Source organism: Gemella sp. zg-1178 (genome assembly GCF_018790995.1).
GTDB lineage: Bacteria > Bacillota > Bacilli > Staphylococcales > Gemellaceae > Gemelliphila.
Genome location: NZ_JAHKEI010000023.1, coordinates 1 through 17,555 on the forward strand (window position 1 = coordinate 1; position 17,555 = coordinate 17,555).

Below are 17,555 nucleotides of genomic sequence, written 5' to 3' on the forward strand. Positions count from 1 at the left end.
ATCTTTGGTAGGTTACTTCCTCGCAAATATTATTTTCATTATTGGTGCAAAGAATATATTTACGTTTACCCCCGTCTTCTTTGTTTAGTTGCATTACTGCATGGCCCGTTGTGCCTGACCCTGCGAAAAAGTCTAAAATAATTTTATTTGTTCTGTTATTTTCAGTAAATCTAATTAAATATTTAATTAAAGATGTAGGTTTTGGATAAGTCATGGAATTATTAGGAACTAAAATATTAAGTTCTTTTTTTGCTCCTTCATTTGTTTCAACTCTACACTCATTCATAGAAATAATATCTGAAGGACGTTTTATTCTTTCCCCAACTCTAACATAACGTGGAGAAAATTTTTTAGATTTTATTACAAAAGTTGTTTCGTTAAGTACCTCCTCATCTACTGTTTCTTGAGTCCATTTAAAACATCCTCTTAAAACAAAATCTTCTTTTGAAAATCCGTCAACAATATCTAAATCATTTTTTAATTCTATTTTTCCATAATTTCCTTTTTTAAATTTTCCATTAAAACTAAATTTAACTTTTGATTTATCAAACTTTATATCTCTAACTGTATTTCCTTCATTCAACAAAGGCATATCTCCACCAAGAGTAATTCCAGCATTATATTTAATATCAGTTCTATTTTTTTCATAACAAATAACATATTCAAATTTATTTCTTACTTTCTTAGATAATGAAGGTGGGGTTGACGTTTTATTCCACTTATAAATTGCAATAAAATTTTCTTCCCCAAACACTTCATCACAAAGTAATTTTAGTTGTGCTTGTTCATTATCATCAATAGAGATAAAAATAACACCCTCATCACTTAAAAGCTCTCTGGCAATTTCAAGTCTTTGTTCCATAAAGGATAGCCATTTGCTATGTGAATAACCGTCTGTTTTATCAACAAAGCTGTCGTTATAAATGAAGTCCTTGTTACCCGTATTATAAGGCGGGTCGATATAGATAACATCAATTTTCCCCTTGTGTGTTTTTTCAAGGAGTTTTAGGGAGTGGAGATTGTCCCCCTCTAATAAAAAATTGTAGACTTCATTTTCTTTTACTGTGATTTTTCTATTCTCATCTTCACAGAATAGGGGTATGTTGTGTTCTAACATTTCATCTACTTTTTCTGTGTGTTTTTCCCAGACTAGACCGTATTTTTTCTCGTTAAGTGCTGTTTCAATTTGACCCAAAGCTCTTAAACTATCATCATCTTGATGTTCCCCTTTTAGTTTATTTAAAAAGTCTAGCATTTTCTGTCTTTTTTGTTGTGATATGTTTGCCATGATTTTTCCTTTCTGTCTTTTTTTCTTATTGTATCATAAAATAGAATTTTATTGAATTTTTGGTGTTTTTTATTTTTTACACTTGCTTTTCTAGTCCAAAAACCTAGTATTTTGCAAATTTTTTTTGTTTTTTCTCTGTATTAACCAGTTGTAGCAAGTTGTCTTTGCTACTCCTAGTATTATAGCCGCTTCTCGAATATTTACTTCTTCTAGTTTCCACTTTTGATAAACTTCTTCAAAATTATTCGGCACTTCCTTTTTAGGGCGTCCAAACCTAACTCCTTTTTTCTTTGCCTCTATTATCCCCTCCTTTTGCCTCTGAAGTGTGTTTTCACGTTCAACTTGTGCAACGTAGGATAATACCTGTAAGACTAAATCTGAAATAAATCGTCCTGTAATATTATTATCAAAGGCCGACTTAGTATTGAGTAGTTCTAAATCAATAACCCTAATATCCACTTCACATTCTCTTACCAAGTAACGCCATTGTTCAAGAATCTCGTCATAATTTCTTCCCAAACGATCAATTGATTTAATTACAATTTCATCTCCTTTTTTTAGACGTTTTATCATTTGTCTGTAAGATCTTCTGTTAAAATCTTTCCCCGACATCTTATCAATATAAATATATCTGCGACTAATACCATTTTCGTACATAGCCGTCAACTGGCGTTCAATATTTTGTTCTCTTGTTGATACTCTTATATAACCGTATTTCATAGTTGATATCTCCAATATTTTTAGCCTATTATCTCAAATCATCTAAATAATAAAAAAGAATTTCGATGAATTTTATATCACATGAAATTCTTTTTTATTATTTGTTCATAAGTTTTTATCCTATGTTTCAAAAGATATAGTAATGCCCTTTAATATTTAGGGTAGAAATTCTTATTCAGGCTGAAATTTATAATAAAGTAGATTTATTTTAATAAAATGTAAAATTGGGAGTAAAATGTTTTTAGTAAAAAAGATTGAATTTAAAATTCACTCCTTTTGCATATTGATTTTATGATTTTATTAAGACTTTTATTTCCTCACCTGCCATTACAGTTTCAAATGCTTGTCTTGCTTCTTCTATGCTGAAAATTTTTGTAATCATTTTATCTGTCGCAATTTTTCCTTGGGATAATAATTCTAGGGCTAGTAGCCAGGATGATGGTTTTTGAGAGCGAGAACCGATATAGCGTAATTCTCTTTGGATAATTGATTCTTGGTCTAGTGCCTTGTATTTTTCAGCAAACAGTCCAACTTGAACAAAATCTCCTTTTTTCTTAACTAGGGGTAGGGCTGAATTTACTGCGACAAGAACACCCGAACAATCAAAGGCTTTGTCAACTCCGTAACCATTAGTTTCTCTTAGGACAATTTCTTCTAAGTTTTCTTTTAGGCTGTCTACTATGATATCAATTCCTATTTCTTTAGCAAGATTTAAACGTGGCATATCTTTTGTTATACCAGTTAGGATAACTTTTGCACCATTTGCTTTTGCTACTTGAGATAGTAATAAACCTATTGGCCCTGGACCGATAACTAAAACTACATCTCCATCTTTAACAGATGTTTTTTCCATAACTGCATGGGTACAACAAGCTAGAGGTTCTGTTAGTGAAGCAGCTTCTAAACTTACCTTATCTGGTAAAAGGTGGCAACTTTCTTCTCTTGATAAAACATATTTAGCCATGCTTCCGTTAATTTGTGTTCCGATACCTTTCCTTTTACCGCATAAGTTATAATCTTTACTTTGGCAATAGATACATTCTCCACAAGTTTCAAAGGTAGTTTCGCTCGTTACCCTATCACCCACCCTAATATTTTTTACATCTTCTCCTACTTCTACGACTCTTCCAGAAAATTCATGACCTAATGTTACTGGAAGATTTTTGCTGTTGTATTCTCCTTTAAAGGTATGAATATCAGAACCGCATATACCAGTAAAACCTACTGCAATTTTAACTTTATCTCCGTAAACTTTTGGTTCTTCTAGTTCTAAAATTTCTAAATTGTCATAACCTGCTTTTGTTTTTACTACTGATAACATATTATTCTCCTTGAGGTTTAATTAATACTTTGTTGTATACTTCTTCTTTGTTTAAAATCATTTTGAAAGCTTTGGCAACTTCTTCCACTGAAAATCTATGAGAAATAAAACTATCAACTTTAATAATTTCTTTGGTTAATAATTCTATGGCATTAGTCCATTCACGACCAGGAAATGGTGCAGAATAAGAATTCCAAAATCCTTTTAAGGTTAATTCTTTTCTAAAAATACTTTCAAAGGCTTCTTCTTTTAATAAAACATCTTTATAGGCTATACCTGTATAACCTATCTTGCCACTTTTTTTAGTAATTAAAAGTGCCTGCTCTTGTGTTATAGGACTTCCTGCACATTCTAAAGAAATATCTGCTCCAAAACCTGCTGTGTATTCATATACTTTTTCTTTTAAATTTTCTTCTAGGGAGTTTATGGTATGACTTGCTCCTAACTCTTTAGCTTTTTCAAGTTTTTTGTTGTCAATATCGACTACTATAATTTTACTTGCTCCCAAGGCTTTTACTGCCTGCATAGTTAGCATACCAATTGTTCCAGCTCCCAAAATAACAATACTGTCCCCTAGTTGAACTTTTATACCCATAACTGCGTGCATAACAACTGCTAGAGGTTCTATAAAACTTGCTCTTTCAAAATCTAAATTACCTATATTTAAAAGATTTTCTTCTGGTAGAGTGCAATATTCTGCAAATCCTCCGTAAAAGTGAGTGCCTATCATTTTATAATTTTCACACATAGAGTAATTTCCTTGTTCACAATAACTACATTTTTTACAAGGTAAAAATGGTACTGCCACCACCCTATCTCCTACTTTAAATTTTGTAACTTCATTTCCCGCTTCTACTACTTGCCCAGAAAATTCATGACCCATAACTGCTGGGTAAGAATATTTCCACCTAGTTTGCATTTTGTGAATATCTGAACCACATATTCCACAAGCCATAACTTTTATTTTTACATCTTTTTTACCACAAGCTATTTCTTCAACTTCCCTAGTTTCTATCTTTGTTCCTTCGTATAATACTGCTGCTTTCACTTTATTCTCCTTTCTTACTATACAAAAAAGGTAGTTAATATTTAATAGGAAACCTACAAATACCTAACTACCGCTTCTGTAAATTAAATATTAATTAGTAAAATAATTGTGCAAATTTTAAGATAATCCAGTTGAAGAAGTTACCACCTAAGTCAAGTGAACTTAGTGATTGACCAGCTCCGTAACCATCAACACCTGCCATCATTTGTGTATGAACACTTGTAAAGTCAGTAGCCATAAGTAGAGATAGGGCTATTACAACTGTACCAGCTAAGACAGAGTGTAGGATATTTCCTTTTCTGTTAGCTACGATAAATGATACATAGAAAGGAATTGTTGCCAAGTCACCGAATGGTAATACTTTGTTACCTGGAATAATTATTGCTAATAACAATGTAATTGGTACTAAGATTAATCCAGTAGAGATATTTGCAGGGTGTCCTATCGATACTGCCGCATCAAGACCGATATATAAATCTCTACCTTTATAACGTGTTTTCATGTATTCTCTAACTGATTCTGAAATTGGAATTAAACCTTCCATTAAAAGCTTAACCATACGAGGCATAAGAACCATGAAGGCTGCCATAGCCACACCTGTTTTTAAGATTCCACCAAGGTCATAGCCTGCACCTAATGCTAAAAGCATACCTAAGAATAGACCAACTACCATTGGCTCACCGAAAATTCCAAAACGTTTTTGTATTGTTTCTGGGTCAACGTGGATATTTTTAATTCCTGGTATTTTACCTACTAACCAAGCTATTGGAATACCTACAAAACCAAAAGCTGCAGTTGAACCTGTTGGTAGTGAGATACCTTTAAGTCCGTAAACATCTTCAACAGATTTTTGAGTTCTGTCTGCCATAACTAATACCATAACTTCGTAAAGAACAGCACATAGGATACTGAACCACCAAATACCACCAGAAACTACATAACCAGTAGCCCCCGCTGCTATGAAGTGCCAATAATTCCACACGTCAATATCAAGAGTTTTAGTTAATTTTAGTGCAATCATTAAAATATTCACACCCAAACAAACAGGAATAAGGACTGCTGCTACTGGAGATGCCCAAGAACCTGCTGCTGCACCTGGCCAACCAACATCTACTGTATCAAGTTTTAAATTGTGTACTTCTACGAATTTTTGTGTTATAGGTCCCAAGTTACTTGTTAATATACCTACAACTACATTAATTCCAACAAAACCGATACCTATTGTAAGAGCAGAACGAACTGCTTTTCCAACTGGTACTCTGAAAATAAGTGCAAGTAAAAATATTGCGATAGGTAAAATTACAGTAGGCCCCAAATTTAGAAAATACTGAACACCTTTTAATAATCCATCCATTATTATATTCTCCTTTAAAAATTATTTTTTGTTATTTCCATAAGTATTAAATTTAATTAATAGTTACGGATTTTTATAACCATATTTAATTATTTTAAATGTGAAAGAATTTCTTCATCTAATTCTTCTTCACCAAAACCAGTAATGTAAGCAGTAGCTATTATTGCTGGTATTGAATATGTTGTAGGTAACATAGTTGTTGAAACAATTAAATCTGCCTGATTTTGTAATGAGGCTGCCTCTGAAATTTGAATTTGTTTTATGTTTACGTCCAAGTTATGTTTTGCAACCAACTCTTCTACTTTTTTTACTGCTATTGTTGATGTTGCAATTCCTGCACCGCAAGCAATTAATAATGTTTTTGTCATTTTTGTATCCTCCGATAAATTAATTTTTTATTTTTATGACCTTATTTTGTTAAAGTAGCATAAATTTCTTCTTGGCTACTGCTTGATAAAATTTTGTTGTAACAATCTGCATCAGCAAATTTTTTAATTATACTAGATAATACTGAAACTTGGTCTTCACTCTTGCTTATCAATAATAGTAATATTACTCCTACATTCAATTCTTTAGAGTTAGTTCCCATGTCTTTAAATACTACTGAATTTTTTGGCTTTATAACCACAATACTATTTACGTTTACATGCTGTGGGTCAGTATGTGGTATGGCTATACTGTATTCTGGAAATTCTAAACCTGTTGGAAATACTTTTTCTCTTTCTAAAACGGCATTGTAAAAGCTATCTTTAACAGCACCCTTTTTTTCTAGTATTTCGGTAACATTTTTTAAAACTTCTTCAAAGCTATTACCAGCTACATTCAAATAAATATTTTCCTTACTAAAATATTGCTGCATTATTTCCCCCTAAATTATTTTTATTTTTTCTTCAAATTCTTGCTTGCTATATCTAAATAACTCCTCTATAAAATTTCTATCTAAAAGTTTTGTGATTATTCTAAATATTTTGCTTCTAACTTCTTCATCTGCATTGCCTATGAGTATAAATAAAACTTTTTCTCTGTACCCATCTACTCGTAAAATTATATTTTTTAAGATATTTTCACTTAGTATGTGTGGCAGATAAACATCATCATATATTTTTATACTTCCTAGTTCTTCTCTGTGTTTTAATTCTTCAAAAAAGACGCACTTGTCAGTCAGTATTTTATTTGTATGAAGATAATCAGCAACTTCTCTATAGACACCTTCTATATTTTCTGTTTTGTTCACTTTTAAAATATCAACTATCATGTCATTCACCAAAGATTGTTTTATTGATTAAATTTATGTCTTCATCAACTAATAGCACATTTACATTAATTATATTTTTGTATTCTATATCTAATTTGACGGTAGAGATTATATAATCAACATTTTTCAAGTTATAACCTTTTAGTTCTCTTGATGACACAACATCTACTATGTTTAGTTTAGTAAATATTGTTTCTAGCCGTTTTTTAAGGAATTGTGATGTACCAAAACCACTATGGCAAACAAGAACTACGTTTTTATGGCTTATATTGTCTTCTAATATAGATTGAACATAGACCGTAAGATAGGCTACCTCATCATCAGAAATATTATTACTTAAAGTTTCTTTTGCTAAATTTTTTACAGCAAGGAAGATGTCTTTATAGTCTAACTTTATTTTTTCTGCCAAAGGATTTTTGATTTCTATATTATATTTAAGTCTTTTTATTAAGGCTCTGATGTGTAGTTTGAAAACGTAATAGATATGTTCGTTCTTATCAATTTTAAAAAGATTACTCGAATTAATATTTGCTAAAAATCTATTTGCTATATCTTCTATATTTTGTTCTACTGGAATGCTGTTGCCATAATTTATTTCTCCAACTCCCGTACTAACTAAATATTGATAGATGTAGTAAATTTCACTCTTAGGAAATTTTATTGCAAATTCTTCTTCAAGAGACTTTGCTATATTAACTGCCTCTCTGTAATAATTTTCATCAGTCCCAACCTTATTTTCATTTACGTCTATATAATTACCCGATTTTATTCTTTCGATAGCAATTAAGATATGAACAACCAAGTTTGTATAATATAAATCACCAACGGTGTATGGTAGTCTACCCTCGTACTTATTTACGATATATTCAATTTTTTCTAACTTGTTGACATCAAATTTTGCACTGAGTTCTTTTATGGTGGCACTGTTAATTCTTTCTGAATAGTATTCAGAAGTTTTTTCATCATCCGAAATAAAGGAGTAGGTATCCATTAAACTAACTATCTTGGCTCTAATATCTTTTTCTTCACCCACTATTTTAGTACCCTGTCTAGTCTTTGCTATTGAGAGAGTATCTCCTAAAAGATAGGTACTTATATAGTTAAGGTCGTTGACAATACTAGACTTGCTCACATAGTATTTTTCCGATAAAGATTCAATAGAAATAAAATTTTTAGAATTTCTTAGTAGCCTAAACAGCATTTTAATTCTTCTTTCTTCTATGGAATATCTGGAAACTTTTTGTATTTGCAAAGTATTTAAGGATATTTTAGAGATATTTAGTTTTATTCCTTTTCCCCGCTTTTTCTCAAAGATTAAATCACTCCTTTTAGAAGTCAACTTTTCTATATCCCTATAAATAGTTTTAGTAGAAATTTTTAATCTTTCTGCAATAACATGCACAGGTAGATAATCACTTGCCTCAGTTAATACTTTAATGAGTTCTAATTCTCTATTGTTTAACTCTGACATTACTCTTACCTCCTTATTAATTAAAATTATAATTCGTTTACATGACTAATAAAATACCAAATCATGTCCACAAGTTTATGGACTTTTTAGCTGTTGTAATATTTTTTGAAAATCTGTTATTATTTTCAAAACACTATCTAATGCTCTTGTTAGAGGCTTTTATATAAAATTTTTTATTTTGTAAGAGTATTTACTTAAAAACTTGTGGACATTTTTATAATTTAAAATATAAAATAGACAAATAAAAAAGAGATTATAAGTAAACTTATAATCTCTTTTTCTCTTTAATTGATATTACTTATTAAATTTTAAAAAACATTACCTAAATTTTTTGAACATTTGACAAAAAATTTTTTGTTAGAAAATAATTTATAAAATAAAAACTGTATGCCCAAAATAAAATTTTTATTACTAAGACTTGTAAATAATTTTTTTATTAAAATCTCAAATTTTCAATAGAATATTGCTATAAAAACAAAAAATATTTAGTGCAGACTTGTCTACACTAAATATTTTTAATACTTAAATCTTATAACTTCTACTTTGTAACCGTCAGGGTCTGTAATGAAATAGTAACCAGCAGAGCTACCTGGTAGTCCTTTTAGTTCTGTAACATTATAGCCTCCATCTTTGTGTTTAGCGTGTAATTCTTCTAGGTTTTCTACTGCTATGGCAATATGTCCATAACCATTCCCTATTTCATAGGCTCCATGTCCGTAGTTGTAAGTTAGTTCTAACTCGTAAGCATCATCTGGTAAAGTTAAATAAACTAGGGTGAATTTGTATTCTGGGAAATCACGTTTTCTACTAACTTTAAAATCAAATGCTTCTGTATAAAATTTTATAGATTTTTCTAAATCTGCTACTCGGTAGCAAGTATGTGCCATTTGTTGTTTCATAATTTTTCTCCTATATCCTATAATACTGTCCAAGCAAAACCTATGGCTCCTAAACCTAAATGAGTTGCTATGACGGGTCCTATTTCATCTTTTAAAATTTTTACATCGGGATAATTTTCCTTAATGTAGTCTTCCATATCGTCTGCCCTATCTTCTGCTTTGGTATGGATAATACAAACATGGATATTTTTTTCCTTGTTTTCTGAATAAAATTCTCCAAAGACTTCATATATTTTATTTATTGCTTTTTTATAAGTACGAATTTTTTGATAGGGTACGATAACTTTATTATCAAAATGTAGTATTGGTTTAACCTGTAATAAATTTCCAACTAGGGCTTGAGTTTGACTAAGTCGTCCCCCTCTTTGAAGATGACTTAAATCATCAACAATAAAAAGGGCTTTAGAATTTTTTTTCATTTCATTTAATTCTGCAATAATTTCCTTGGGATTTTTTCCTTCTTCTATTAGCTTACAGGTTTTAGTTACATAAAATCCTTCTGCTTGGCATGATACTTCAGAATCAAATGGGTGTACATTTATACCAGCAACCATGAGAGCAGCAGTATTGTAAGATGAGTAAGTTCCACTTATGCCACTTGATAGACCTATGGCTATTACATCTGTATAGCCCTCTTCCTTAAATTTTTCTAAGGCGATTACTACCTCTCCTATCGGAGGTTGTGATGTTGTAGGAAAAACCTTATTTTCTGCTGTCAAATATTTTTGGTATTCATCTAGTTTAATATCTAATAATTCTCTTCTAGTTCTTCCTGCTAGTGTAATAGTAAGATATACTACTCTTAAATTTTCTTTTTTTCTAAATTCTTCAGTGAGATAAGCTGTAGAATCTACAAGTATTGCTATTTTTTTCAATAATTTTAACCGATATTATAATATAAAACTATAATATTCCTTTCTATAAAATTAATTAAATTTTTCTACATGGTATAGTTCTAATTCAACCTTAGTTTCTCTACCCATAAGTTCAATCATAACATCAACTTTATAGTTAGATAGGTCAATATATGCTACCTTTCCTTCCATATTAACAAAAGGTCCAGATATAACTTTTACAAAATCACCAACTTTAATATCTACTTCTGTTACATTAGACAGTCCCATATCACGCAAGATAAAGTTTATTTCTTCTGGCAATAGGGGTTCTGGCTTACTTCCTCCACCGTGTGAACCAACAAAGCCAGTAACTCCTGGTGTATTTCTTACGATAAACCAAGACTCATCTGTCATAACAAGTTCAACTAGAACATAACCAGGAAAAGTTTTTCTATTTACTTCTTTTTTCTTGCCTGTTGGTGTTGTAATTATTTCTTTTTCTTCTGGAACAACTATTCTAAATATTTTATCCTGCATATTTAGAGTTTCAACACGTTTTTCTAAATTATCTTTTACCTTATTTTCATATCCAGAGTAAGTATGTATGACATACCATTCTTTACTAACTGTATTCTTCATAATATCTCCTTACTTCATGTGTCTGATTAATGTAGAGATTCCTAAATCTACAAAATAAATAAAAGTTATTAATATTCCTACTGAAAAAATTACTATCGCAGTCTTTTTTATTAATTCATAAAATGTAGGCCAGCTGACCTTTTTCATTTCAGAAACAACTGATTTCAAAAATTTAAACATCTTTAAACATGCTCCTCACCATAATTTCAATTTTAATTCAAATATGACAAAATTATAACATACTTACTTAAATAAGTCTATTATTACTATTAATAAATTATTTTAAGTGAATTATTTAATTATTGTATTATTATTATTATTATTATCTACCTATCCTACTATTGTAATTTGCTATAAATTATTTTATAAATTGAAGAATGGGCAAAATAATGGTATAATACCTTGATTTGATAATTAAAAGGAGCAACTTTATGAATAATAAAAGTATCTTCGACAATTTAAAAAAAGCAGAACAAGGTGCAAGGATAAGTATTATTTCTTATTTAATATTATCTTCCATAAAACTTATTACTGGAATTATTTTTAATTCTGCAGCCCTACTTGCCGACGGAATTAACAATGCTACTGACCTAATATCTTCTATCTGTGTTCTAGTAGGACTAAAAATTTCAAGAAAACCAGCCGATGATAATCATTTATACGGACACTTTCGTGCAGAACTTATCTCCAGTTTAATAGCCTCATTTATTATGCTCTATGCTGGTATCCAAGTTGTAATATTTTCCATAAAAAAAATTTGGTATCAGGACTTTAACTCGCCCTCTACACCCACCATTATTGTTGCTATAATATCATCTTTGATAATGCTAGTTATTTTTTACTACAACTACAACTTATCAAAAAAAATTGGTAGTTCCGCCCTAAAAGCAGTGGCCTTTGATAATTTGAGTGATGCCTTTGTTTCCATGGGAACTTTGGTGGGAATTGTCGGAACAATTTTAGGGCTAAAACAAGCTGACGGTATAGCCGCTTTTATCGTGGGTTGCATAATAATTTATACTGCCATAAATATTTTTAAAGAGGCAACTCATATACTAACAGATGGAATAGATGTAGAAAAAATAGAAGCAATAAATAAAATTGTGAAAAATATAGAGGGGGTAGTCTCCATCAAAGAAATTAGGGGACGCTCACACGGTTTAATACACTTTATCGACGTTACTATAACCGTAAATCCAGAATTAAATGTTATTAAAAGTCATGATATTACAGTAAAAATTGAAAAAGCCTTGCAAAAAGAATTTTTTGCTTGTGAAACTTTGATACACTTAGAACCAGATGAAGATTTTATTGATAAAAATTAAAATTATTTTTAAAACAAAACTATTTTGTAAAGCAAAATAGTTTTGTTTTGTTATTATATGAATTAAGGAAAAGAAAATATTTTTTTAATTTTCTATTTTGTTTTGCAAGATAGTTAGAAATAAAAATTTTTAAGGAGGACTAAATGGAAATAAACACATCGCAAATATTAAAAGGTATACTCGAAGTTTTTGTCTTAAAAATAATTTCTAAAAGAGATATGTACGGTTATGAGATAAACGAAAAACTTTCAGAATACAAACTAAATATGGTTGCACAAGGTACAATATATCCCCTACTCTTAAAATTAGAAAAAGAAAAATTATTAACGAGTTATTCAACCACATTAAGTAGTGGTCCACCAAGAAAATACTATAAAATAACCAAGAAAGGAATAAAATATATTAATGATTTTATACCTATTTGGAAAAATATTTACACTGCTATTAATAACATCTTAAATATTAAAGGAGAAAATAATGAAGACTAAAGATTTAATTACATATAATAATGAACTTAGAAACAAACTTTCAGAAGAAAACAATAAAAAATACGAGGAACTATTAATTAAAATAAGATTTATAGGATTTTTTAAAAACCAAGAGAAATTAGAAGAAACTCTGTTAGAAATTTTACAAGATTTAATCGAAGCACAAAAAAACGGAAAACATTTTGAAGATATTTTTGGTAATGATATAGATTTAATTGCTAAAAATATAATAGAAAATTCTTCACAAGATAGTTTTAGCAGAAAATTTAAGAATATAGTAGAAATAATAATGATGTTTTTTCTACCATCTTTTTTTATAAATTTAGTCGGAAAAGAAGATTTTGATTTAGTAACTTACGCCATATCTGGAATTTTTATTTTAATAATTATATTAGCCAGCCTATATTTAGTAACAAGTAATTTTTATAAAAAAAATAAAATTCTAGTATTAATGATATTATCTATTCTAATATTTTTAGCCTTATTAGCAGCACCTTTACTCATAAAATATGATATTATCAATTTAGGAATATCTTATCATATAAAAGTTACACCAACTATATTAATAAGTTCTTATTTGGCATCAATACTAGCCATAATATATGCTAGAATATCTTTTAATGAAATTATCCTTACTATTATTCCTACTATATTTGCTGTCATCTCCATACTAAGTAAAAATAATTTGAACCACCTAGTAGAAAATAAAAATCTATTTATATTTTCTATAATATTAATTATTATATCTTTCTTACTAACTATATTATTAAGCAAAAAATTTTTAAAAACAAAAAAATAAAAGCCCTTGTAAAAAATAAGGGCTTTTATTTAAAATTCTTTGACAATTTCTTCTAATCTTCTCATAGCTTGCACAACTTTTTCTGGGCTACAATCATCTATTGCTAGCCTAAAAGTTTCCTTTTCACTAGCAGCAAAATCTGCAATTTTATCTATTTTTTCCTCAACATTTTCAACTATATTAGATGAAGCTAAATTGTAGGCTAAATTATTTTCTTTGTAAAATGGAATTAACCTTCTTACTTCATCTTCATTACCTTCTGCAACAAGCTGAACTAAAATGCCATAAGAAACTTTTACACCATGTAAAACTGGATGAGTTTCTGCTACAAAGCTCATGCCATTATGAACTGCATGAGCTCCTGCCATTCTACCATAGTGTACAGCAAAGCAACCCACAGCCCCAGAAACTGCAAAAACAGTGTCCACGCAATGCTTAAATTCTTCTGTAACCTCTTTTTTAGCAAGTGATTCTAGGGCAATTTCCCCATCTTTTAATAAAACATCTCTTGTGATTTTTGCAGCTTCCAAGCCCATTCTTACCATAGGGTCATTAAATTTATTGGCACGTTCTACAAGAACACGAGCTTCATACCATTTTGCTAGGGTATCTCCAATACCTGCAACAAAATATTCTTTTGGAGATTCCACAAGTAAATCTAAATCTACAATACAAGCATAAGCTGTTCTTTTAGTGTAATCAATGGTTTTAAATTTATGATCTGGATGATACACTACCGCAACAGGTGCATAAGGAGCACAAGTAGCTATAACTGTTGGCACTGTTATATATTCAACATCTAATCTATCTGCAACTCCTTTTGCAGTATCTAAAACTCTTCCACCACCTACTGCAATTATTAAGTCTGTATCCGCAGCTGCCAATCCTGCTAGTCTGTCCATATCTTCGTGAGAAGCTGACCCATCGTATTTTAATTCTTGAAACTTTCTTATCCCTTTATAGAATTTATCAAAAGCAGCCTTTGATTTTTCTCCAGAAATTAATAAAGGCTTTTTAAATCCTGCAATTCTATTATCTAATTCACCCAAAGCTCCTCTACCAGAAACATACTGACTAACTCCGGGTCTAGGTACATTAACTAAATTTAACATATAAAACTACTCCTTACTAATAATATAACGCTTTCTAATATGATATCATTTTTTTTATAAAAATTCAATATATAAAATAAAATTTTTAAAAATAAATTATCTTAGTATAACTATGATTTGCTTCTTGAAATTCTAATTTGTTCATTTGTTACCCTCTCCTGATTTAAATAACTTTCATACAGCTGGCTGTTCTCTTTTCTAAACTGCCGAGAATTAAACACATAAGACACACTAGACGGAATATAAGATATACTCGCCCCCTTTGTAAGGTACTTGTCTATACCCTCCTTTTTCATCTCCTGCATTAAGTCCTCTTTTATCCTTGCTATATCCTCCGTTACTTCCTTAACTAATTTTTCTTTTGCTTCAAGTTCTCTAAGTAGTTTTTCCATAAAGTCGCCAGCACCTCCCCACTAACATCATTTAATGTTTCATAACCATTAGCCTTTAACCACTTCGTAACTTGGACAGGGTCAACATTATCATTAATATTTTTTATTATCTCTTCCTTATCTTTTGCCGTATTTGCATCCTTTAAAGCCTGCCTTGCCTTTTTCTCCTCCTGGTTCTTAGCGTCTATTATATCATTTTCTGCTATCTCTAAGGCGTTCATATACAAGTACCTTTTAGCATAAGTTATAGTCGCCCCTATATCCTGCATCTTTGCCCCCTCTAACTTCTGTATAGGGCTTGTAAATTGCACCTTCTCGTCCGTCTCATTATCTTTTATAGTCAGCTTGGCTACTTCCTTATATAAGTCAAAGTGGCTATATAAATCTAAACTTTCAAAAATTTCATTTACCCTCGGTAAAAAATCTTGCAGTTCAAAATACTTAAACTTTTGAAATGTATTAAGCCCACTTTTCTTTAATTCCTTTTCTTGTAATAACACCCTTGCTTTTTGTAATTTTTTCACCGTCTTTACCTCCTACTTTCTCCAACCTTCGTTGTTTACTCCTTCCCACCAGTCTATATTGTCCCAAATAAGGGCTATTATCTCCATTACCTTCTTTTCTGGTAGCCTCTTGCCCAAATTGTATTTTTGCCTATTAAGTAGTCTTATTATTTCCCTTTGCTCGTTTAGTTCATCTGTTAATTGTCGCATTTTTTATTTTTCCTTTTTTTGTATATTTCACTAATTGCTCTTAGCGTTCTATTTATTGCCTTGTCCCAGTCTATACCTAATTTTATTTTTGTTTTCTTTTCTAGTATTTTTAATTCGTATATGTAATGGTGCATTTCTGCCAGGTCTTCTTTTTTGTTCCTGTCTATTTTTTCTTGTATTGTTTCTTTCATCTTGACTTCCCCCGTTTTTTATGCTATCATCTACCTATATATTTAGGTTTGCTAGTAACTTATGTTGCTAGCTTTTTTATTTGTCTAAACTCCTATTTACTTGACGGTAAGAAGCATTTATATATTCTATGCCTTCCCCCATATACACAGCTAAACGTACTTTATTATACGTACTTACACCGTGGATTGTTAAAACCGCATGTATAAAATATTTCTTAGGTATTCTATCATATTGTACCCTATCCGTTGAAAAATCACGCCGTAAGCCCAAAAGTTTTATCCTTGCCCTTACATCCTCCTTGCTGGTTTTAAAATGTTTTGCTAAATCCCTAACTATAAAATGAGGTTGCAATTTATACAGATCTACATCCTCTTTCATTTCCCATATCTTGCTTACTTCTCCCATCTTGCCTTTTCCTTTTTTCTTCTAAATCTTTTTTATAAATTCTTGCGTTGTGTGCCTCCTCCTATTTGTTTTATACATTGTTTTCTTGTATAATTTTGTTTAAGGTAACAATTCTGGTTACCCAATTTCTTTAAAAAAGGAGTTGGTTTTTTTGACCAAGTTTTTACTGATAGCGTAAACTTGTATATTTTTTTCAGTCGACTTTACATTAAACAAAGTAATTTTAGCTAGATGAAATTTTAATGTAAATATAGGTGCCGTGAAAAAATTATTGAGGAGGCACGCCTGCTGTACTTGCTAAGCCTTCTTTTATCTACTAGCAATAGATAACAAGCTAAAAGTACCGAATTAAGACGTTAGCTAGACGTCTTTTTTTGTTTTACAATTCAATTCCTTACCCCCTTTAATAAAAAGGGCTTATGAATTTTTGATTGCCTTTATTAACTTTCTTTTTCACAGGCCTCTTTTCGTCTAAATCTCTAAAATCAAAAAACATTGTTAATACTAAGCCCCCCAGTATGTACATTAGCGTTCTAAATGGATTTAAGCCTTCTTCTACTCCTACAGCTAGAAAAACACCTATTATAAAGCCCCTTACACCTTGCATGCTACACACCCCCTTCAAATTCTATTTCATCTATGCTTACTCCGTATACCTGGCTAATCTTTTTTAACCTGTAAAGCCTAACGCTCCTAGTATTTTTTTCATGATTATATAAAGAATTTCTACTAATACCTAAAAGCTTCGCCGCCTGCTGGACGCTAAGCCCCTTACTTTCCCTTAATTCCTTCAAAGTAACCAAAATAACACCTCCTTTAAAATCTAATCACCCTTACTTACCCAACGGAAAATTAAAAAACAAAATATAAAAGCTAATAAAAATTGCATTTTCTAAACCAATATGATATACTTATATACAAAGGGGATTAGCCCCCTTTGCGATGGTTTTTATGCTTTCTGTTTTTTACAGAAGGCTTTTTATTATTAGTAGCTGTTATTAAACTAGCAATACCGGCAAATAAAACACCTAAGCTAGACAAAAGCTCTGCTAACTCTTTAAAAGTAATCATACCTTACTCCTTTTTCAAAAACTCGGATTAAATTAACCCTGTATAAATATTCTACCTTCTTCTTCTTCTTCTTTTGTCAAGCTTTTTTTACAAAAAAAATAATATTTTTTCATCTTTTTTTATAAAAATAGCCAAAATAAAAAAAGGAGCTAATGCTCCTTTTAATTGCGTAAACTATTCATAAATAATAATCAGTAAAAAAATAAACTAAGGCTAATTTATATTTT

25 protein-coding genes are annotated in these 17,555 nt (G+C 30.3%); 3 read left to right on the plus strand and 22 right to left on the minus strand.

Annotation, left to right across the window (positions count from 1 at the left end):
- The 13 genes from KMP12_RS06070 to secE form a co-directional block, all read right to left on the minus strand.
- Window positions 1–1,288 (minus strand): site-specific DNA-methyltransferase (locus KMP12_RS06070; protein ID WP_215756846.1); only part of this gene is annotated, 1,288 nt, incomplete at its 3' end.
- 90 nt (window positions 1,289–1,378) lie between these two features.
- On the minus strand, window positions 1,379–2,008 hold the full coding sequence (locus KMP12_RS06075; protein WP_215756847.1) for a recombinase family protein: 630 nt from the start codon (window positions 2,006–2,008) through the stop codon (window positions 1,379–1,381).
- A 289-nt stretch (window positions 2,009–2,297) separates the two neighbouring features.
- Entirely contained in the window at window positions 2,298–3,329 is a 1,032-nt protein-coding gene (locus KMP12_RS06080; protein ID WP_215756848.1) for a zinc-binding dehydrogenase, read from the minus strand.
- Window position 3,330: 1 nt separating this feature from the next.
- Window positions 3,331–4,377 carry a galactitol-1-phosphate 5-dehydrogenase gene (locus tag KMP12_RS06085; RefSeq protein WP_215756849.1) on the minus strand — a complete coding sequence of 349 codons (1,047 nt, stop codon included), beginning with the start codon at window positions 4,375–4,377 and terminating at the stop codon, window positions 3,331–3,333.
- Between the two features lie 94 nt (window positions 4,378–4,471).
- A complete protein-coding gene (locus KMP12_RS06090) occupies window positions 4,472–5,731 on the minus strand; it encodes a PTS galactitol transporter subunit IIC (RefSeq protein ID WP_215756850.1) in 1,260 nt (419 codons plus the stop codon).
- Window positions 5,732–5,820: 89 nt separating this feature from the next.
- Window positions 5,821–6,099, minus strand: coding sequence for a PTS sugar transporter subunit IIB (locus tag KMP12_RS06095; RefSeq protein ID WP_215756851.1), 279 nt, complete (start codon window positions 6,097–6,099; stop codon window positions 5,821–5,823).
- Window positions 6,100–6,140: 41 nt separating this feature from the next.
- Window positions 6,141–6,590: a PTS sugar transporter subunit IIA gene (locus KMP12_RS06100; RefSeq protein WP_252344732.1), complete on the minus strand. Its 450-nt coding sequence runs from the start codon at window positions 6,588–6,590 to the stop codon at window positions 6,141–6,143.
- A gap of 9 nt (window positions 6,591–6,599) precedes the next feature.
- Window positions 6,600–6,986 (minus strand): PTS sugar transporter subunit IIA, encoded by a 387-nt coding sequence (locus KMP12_RS06105; RefSeq protein WP_215756852.1) that lies wholly within the window; start codon window positions 6,984–6,986, stop codon window positions 6,600–6,602.
- Between the two features lies 1 nt (window position 6,987).
- Window positions 6,988–8,457, minus strand: a complete 1,470-nt coding sequence (locus tag KMP12_RS06110) for a BglG family transcription antiterminator (RefSeq protein WP_215756853.1) — start codon at window positions 8,455–8,457, stop codon at window positions 6,988–6,990.
- 515 nt (window positions 8,458–8,972) lie between these two features.
- Window positions 8,973–9,356 (minus strand): lactoylglutathione lyase, encoded by a 384-nt coding sequence (gene gloA / locus KMP12_RS06115; protein ID WP_215756854.1) that lies wholly within the window; start codon window positions 9,354–9,356, stop codon window positions 8,973–8,975.
- 17 nt (window positions 9,357–9,373) lie between these two features.
- Window positions 9,374–10,231, minus strand: coding sequence for a DegV family protein (locus KMP12_RS06120; protein ID WP_215756855.1), 858 nt, complete (start codon window positions 10,229–10,231; stop codon window positions 9,374–9,376).
- A 51-nt stretch (window positions 10,232–10,282) separates the two neighbouring features.
- The gene (nusG, locus tag KMP12_RS06125) at window positions 10,283–10,831 is read right to left on the minus strand and encodes a transcription termination/antitermination protein NusG (RefSeq protein WP_215756856.1); all 549 of its coding nucleotides are present in this window, start codon (window positions 10,829–10,831) and stop codon (window positions 10,283–10,285) included.
- A 9-nt stretch (window positions 10,832–10,840) separates the two neighbouring features.
- On the minus strand, window positions 10,841–11,011 hold the full coding sequence (gene secE / locus KMP12_RS06130; protein WP_215756857.1) for a preprotein translocase subunit SecE: 171 nt from the start codon (window positions 11,009–11,011) through the stop codon (window positions 10,841–10,843).
- A gap of 251 nt (window positions 11,012–11,262) precedes the next feature.
- On the opposite strand from secE, the gene KMP12_RS06135 reads away from it, so the two are divergent.
- The 3 genes from KMP12_RS06135 to KMP12_RS06145 all read left to right on the plus strand — a co-directional run bounded on the left by KMP12_RS06135 (window position 11,263) and on the right by KMP12_RS06145 (window position 13,443).
- Complete coding sequence (locus KMP12_RS06135) at window positions 11,263–12,156, plus strand: cation diffusion facilitator family transporter (RefSeq protein ID WP_215756858.1); 894 nt, start codon at window positions 11,263–11,265, stop codon at window positions 12,154–12,156.
- A gap of 143 nt (window positions 12,157–12,299) precedes the next feature.
- Entirely contained in the window at window positions 12,300–12,644 is a 345-nt protein-coding gene (locus KMP12_RS06140) for a PadR family transcriptional regulator (RefSeq protein ID WP_215756859.1), read from the plus strand.
- A complete protein-coding gene (locus KMP12_RS06145; RefSeq protein ID WP_215756860.1) occupies window positions 12,634–13,443 on the plus strand; it encodes a DUF1129 domain-containing protein in 810 nt (269 codons plus the stop codon). Before KMP12_RS06140 ends, KMP12_RS06145 begins: the two co-directional genes overlap by 11 nt.
- 29 nt (window positions 13,444–13,472) lie before the next feature.
- Here the strand turns inward: KMP12_RS06145 and KMP12_RS06150 are convergent, their stop codons facing one another.
- The 9 genes from KMP12_RS06150 to KMP12_RS06190 form a co-directional block, all read right to left on the minus strand.
- Window positions 13,473–14,555 (minus strand): iron-containing alcohol dehydrogenase family protein, encoded by a 1,083-nt coding sequence (locus KMP12_RS06150; protein WP_215756861.1) that lies wholly within the window; start codon window positions 14,553–14,555, stop codon window positions 13,473–13,475.
- Window positions 14,556–14,665: 110 nt separating this feature from the next.
- A complete protein-coding gene (locus KMP12_RS06155; protein WP_215756862.1) occupies window positions 14,666–14,947 on the minus strand; it encodes a hypothetical protein in 282 nt (93 codons plus the stop codon).
- On the minus strand, window positions 14,905–15,471 hold the full coding sequence (locus tag KMP12_RS06160; protein ID WP_215756863.1) for an ERF family protein: 567 nt from the start codon (window positions 15,469–15,471) through the stop codon (window positions 14,905–14,907). Before KMP12_RS06160 ends, KMP12_RS06155 begins: the two co-directional genes overlap by 43 nt.
- Window positions 15,472–15,483: 12 nt before the next feature.
- Entirely contained in the window at window positions 15,484–15,660 is a 177-nt protein-coding gene (locus KMP12_RS06165; protein ID WP_215756864.1) for a hypothetical protein, read from the minus strand.
- Window positions 15,648–15,851 (minus strand): hypothetical protein, encoded by a 204-nt coding sequence (locus tag KMP12_RS06170; RefSeq protein WP_215756865.1) that lies wholly within the window; start codon window positions 15,849–15,851, stop codon window positions 15,648–15,650. Before KMP12_RS06170 ends, KMP12_RS06165 begins: the two co-directional genes overlap by 13 nt.
- Window positions 15,852–15,927: 76 nt before the next feature.
- On the minus strand, window positions 15,928–16,230 hold the full coding sequence (locus tag KMP12_RS06175; RefSeq protein ID WP_215756866.1) for a hypothetical protein: 303 nt from the start codon (window positions 16,228–16,230) through the stop codon (window positions 15,928–15,930).
- A gap of 430 nt (window positions 16,231–16,660) precedes the next feature.
- Window positions 16,661–16,864 (minus strand): hypothetical protein, encoded by a 204-nt coding sequence (locus tag KMP12_RS06180; RefSeq protein WP_215756867.1) that lies wholly within the window; start codon window positions 16,862–16,864, stop codon window positions 16,661–16,663.
- A 1-nt stretch (window position 16,865) separates the two neighbouring features.
- Window positions 16,866–17,060, minus strand: a complete 195-nt coding sequence (locus tag KMP12_RS06185; RefSeq protein WP_215756868.1) for a helix-turn-helix transcriptional regulator — start codon at window positions 17,058–17,060, stop codon at window positions 16,866–16,868.
- A gap of 124 nt (window positions 17,061–17,184) precedes the next feature.
- Window positions 17,185–17,328, minus strand: a complete 144-nt coding sequence (locus KMP12_RS06190) for a hypothetical protein (protein ID WP_215756869.1) — start codon at window positions 17,326–17,328, stop codon at window positions 17,185–17,187.
- Window positions 17,329–17,555: the final 227 nt, after the last annotated feature.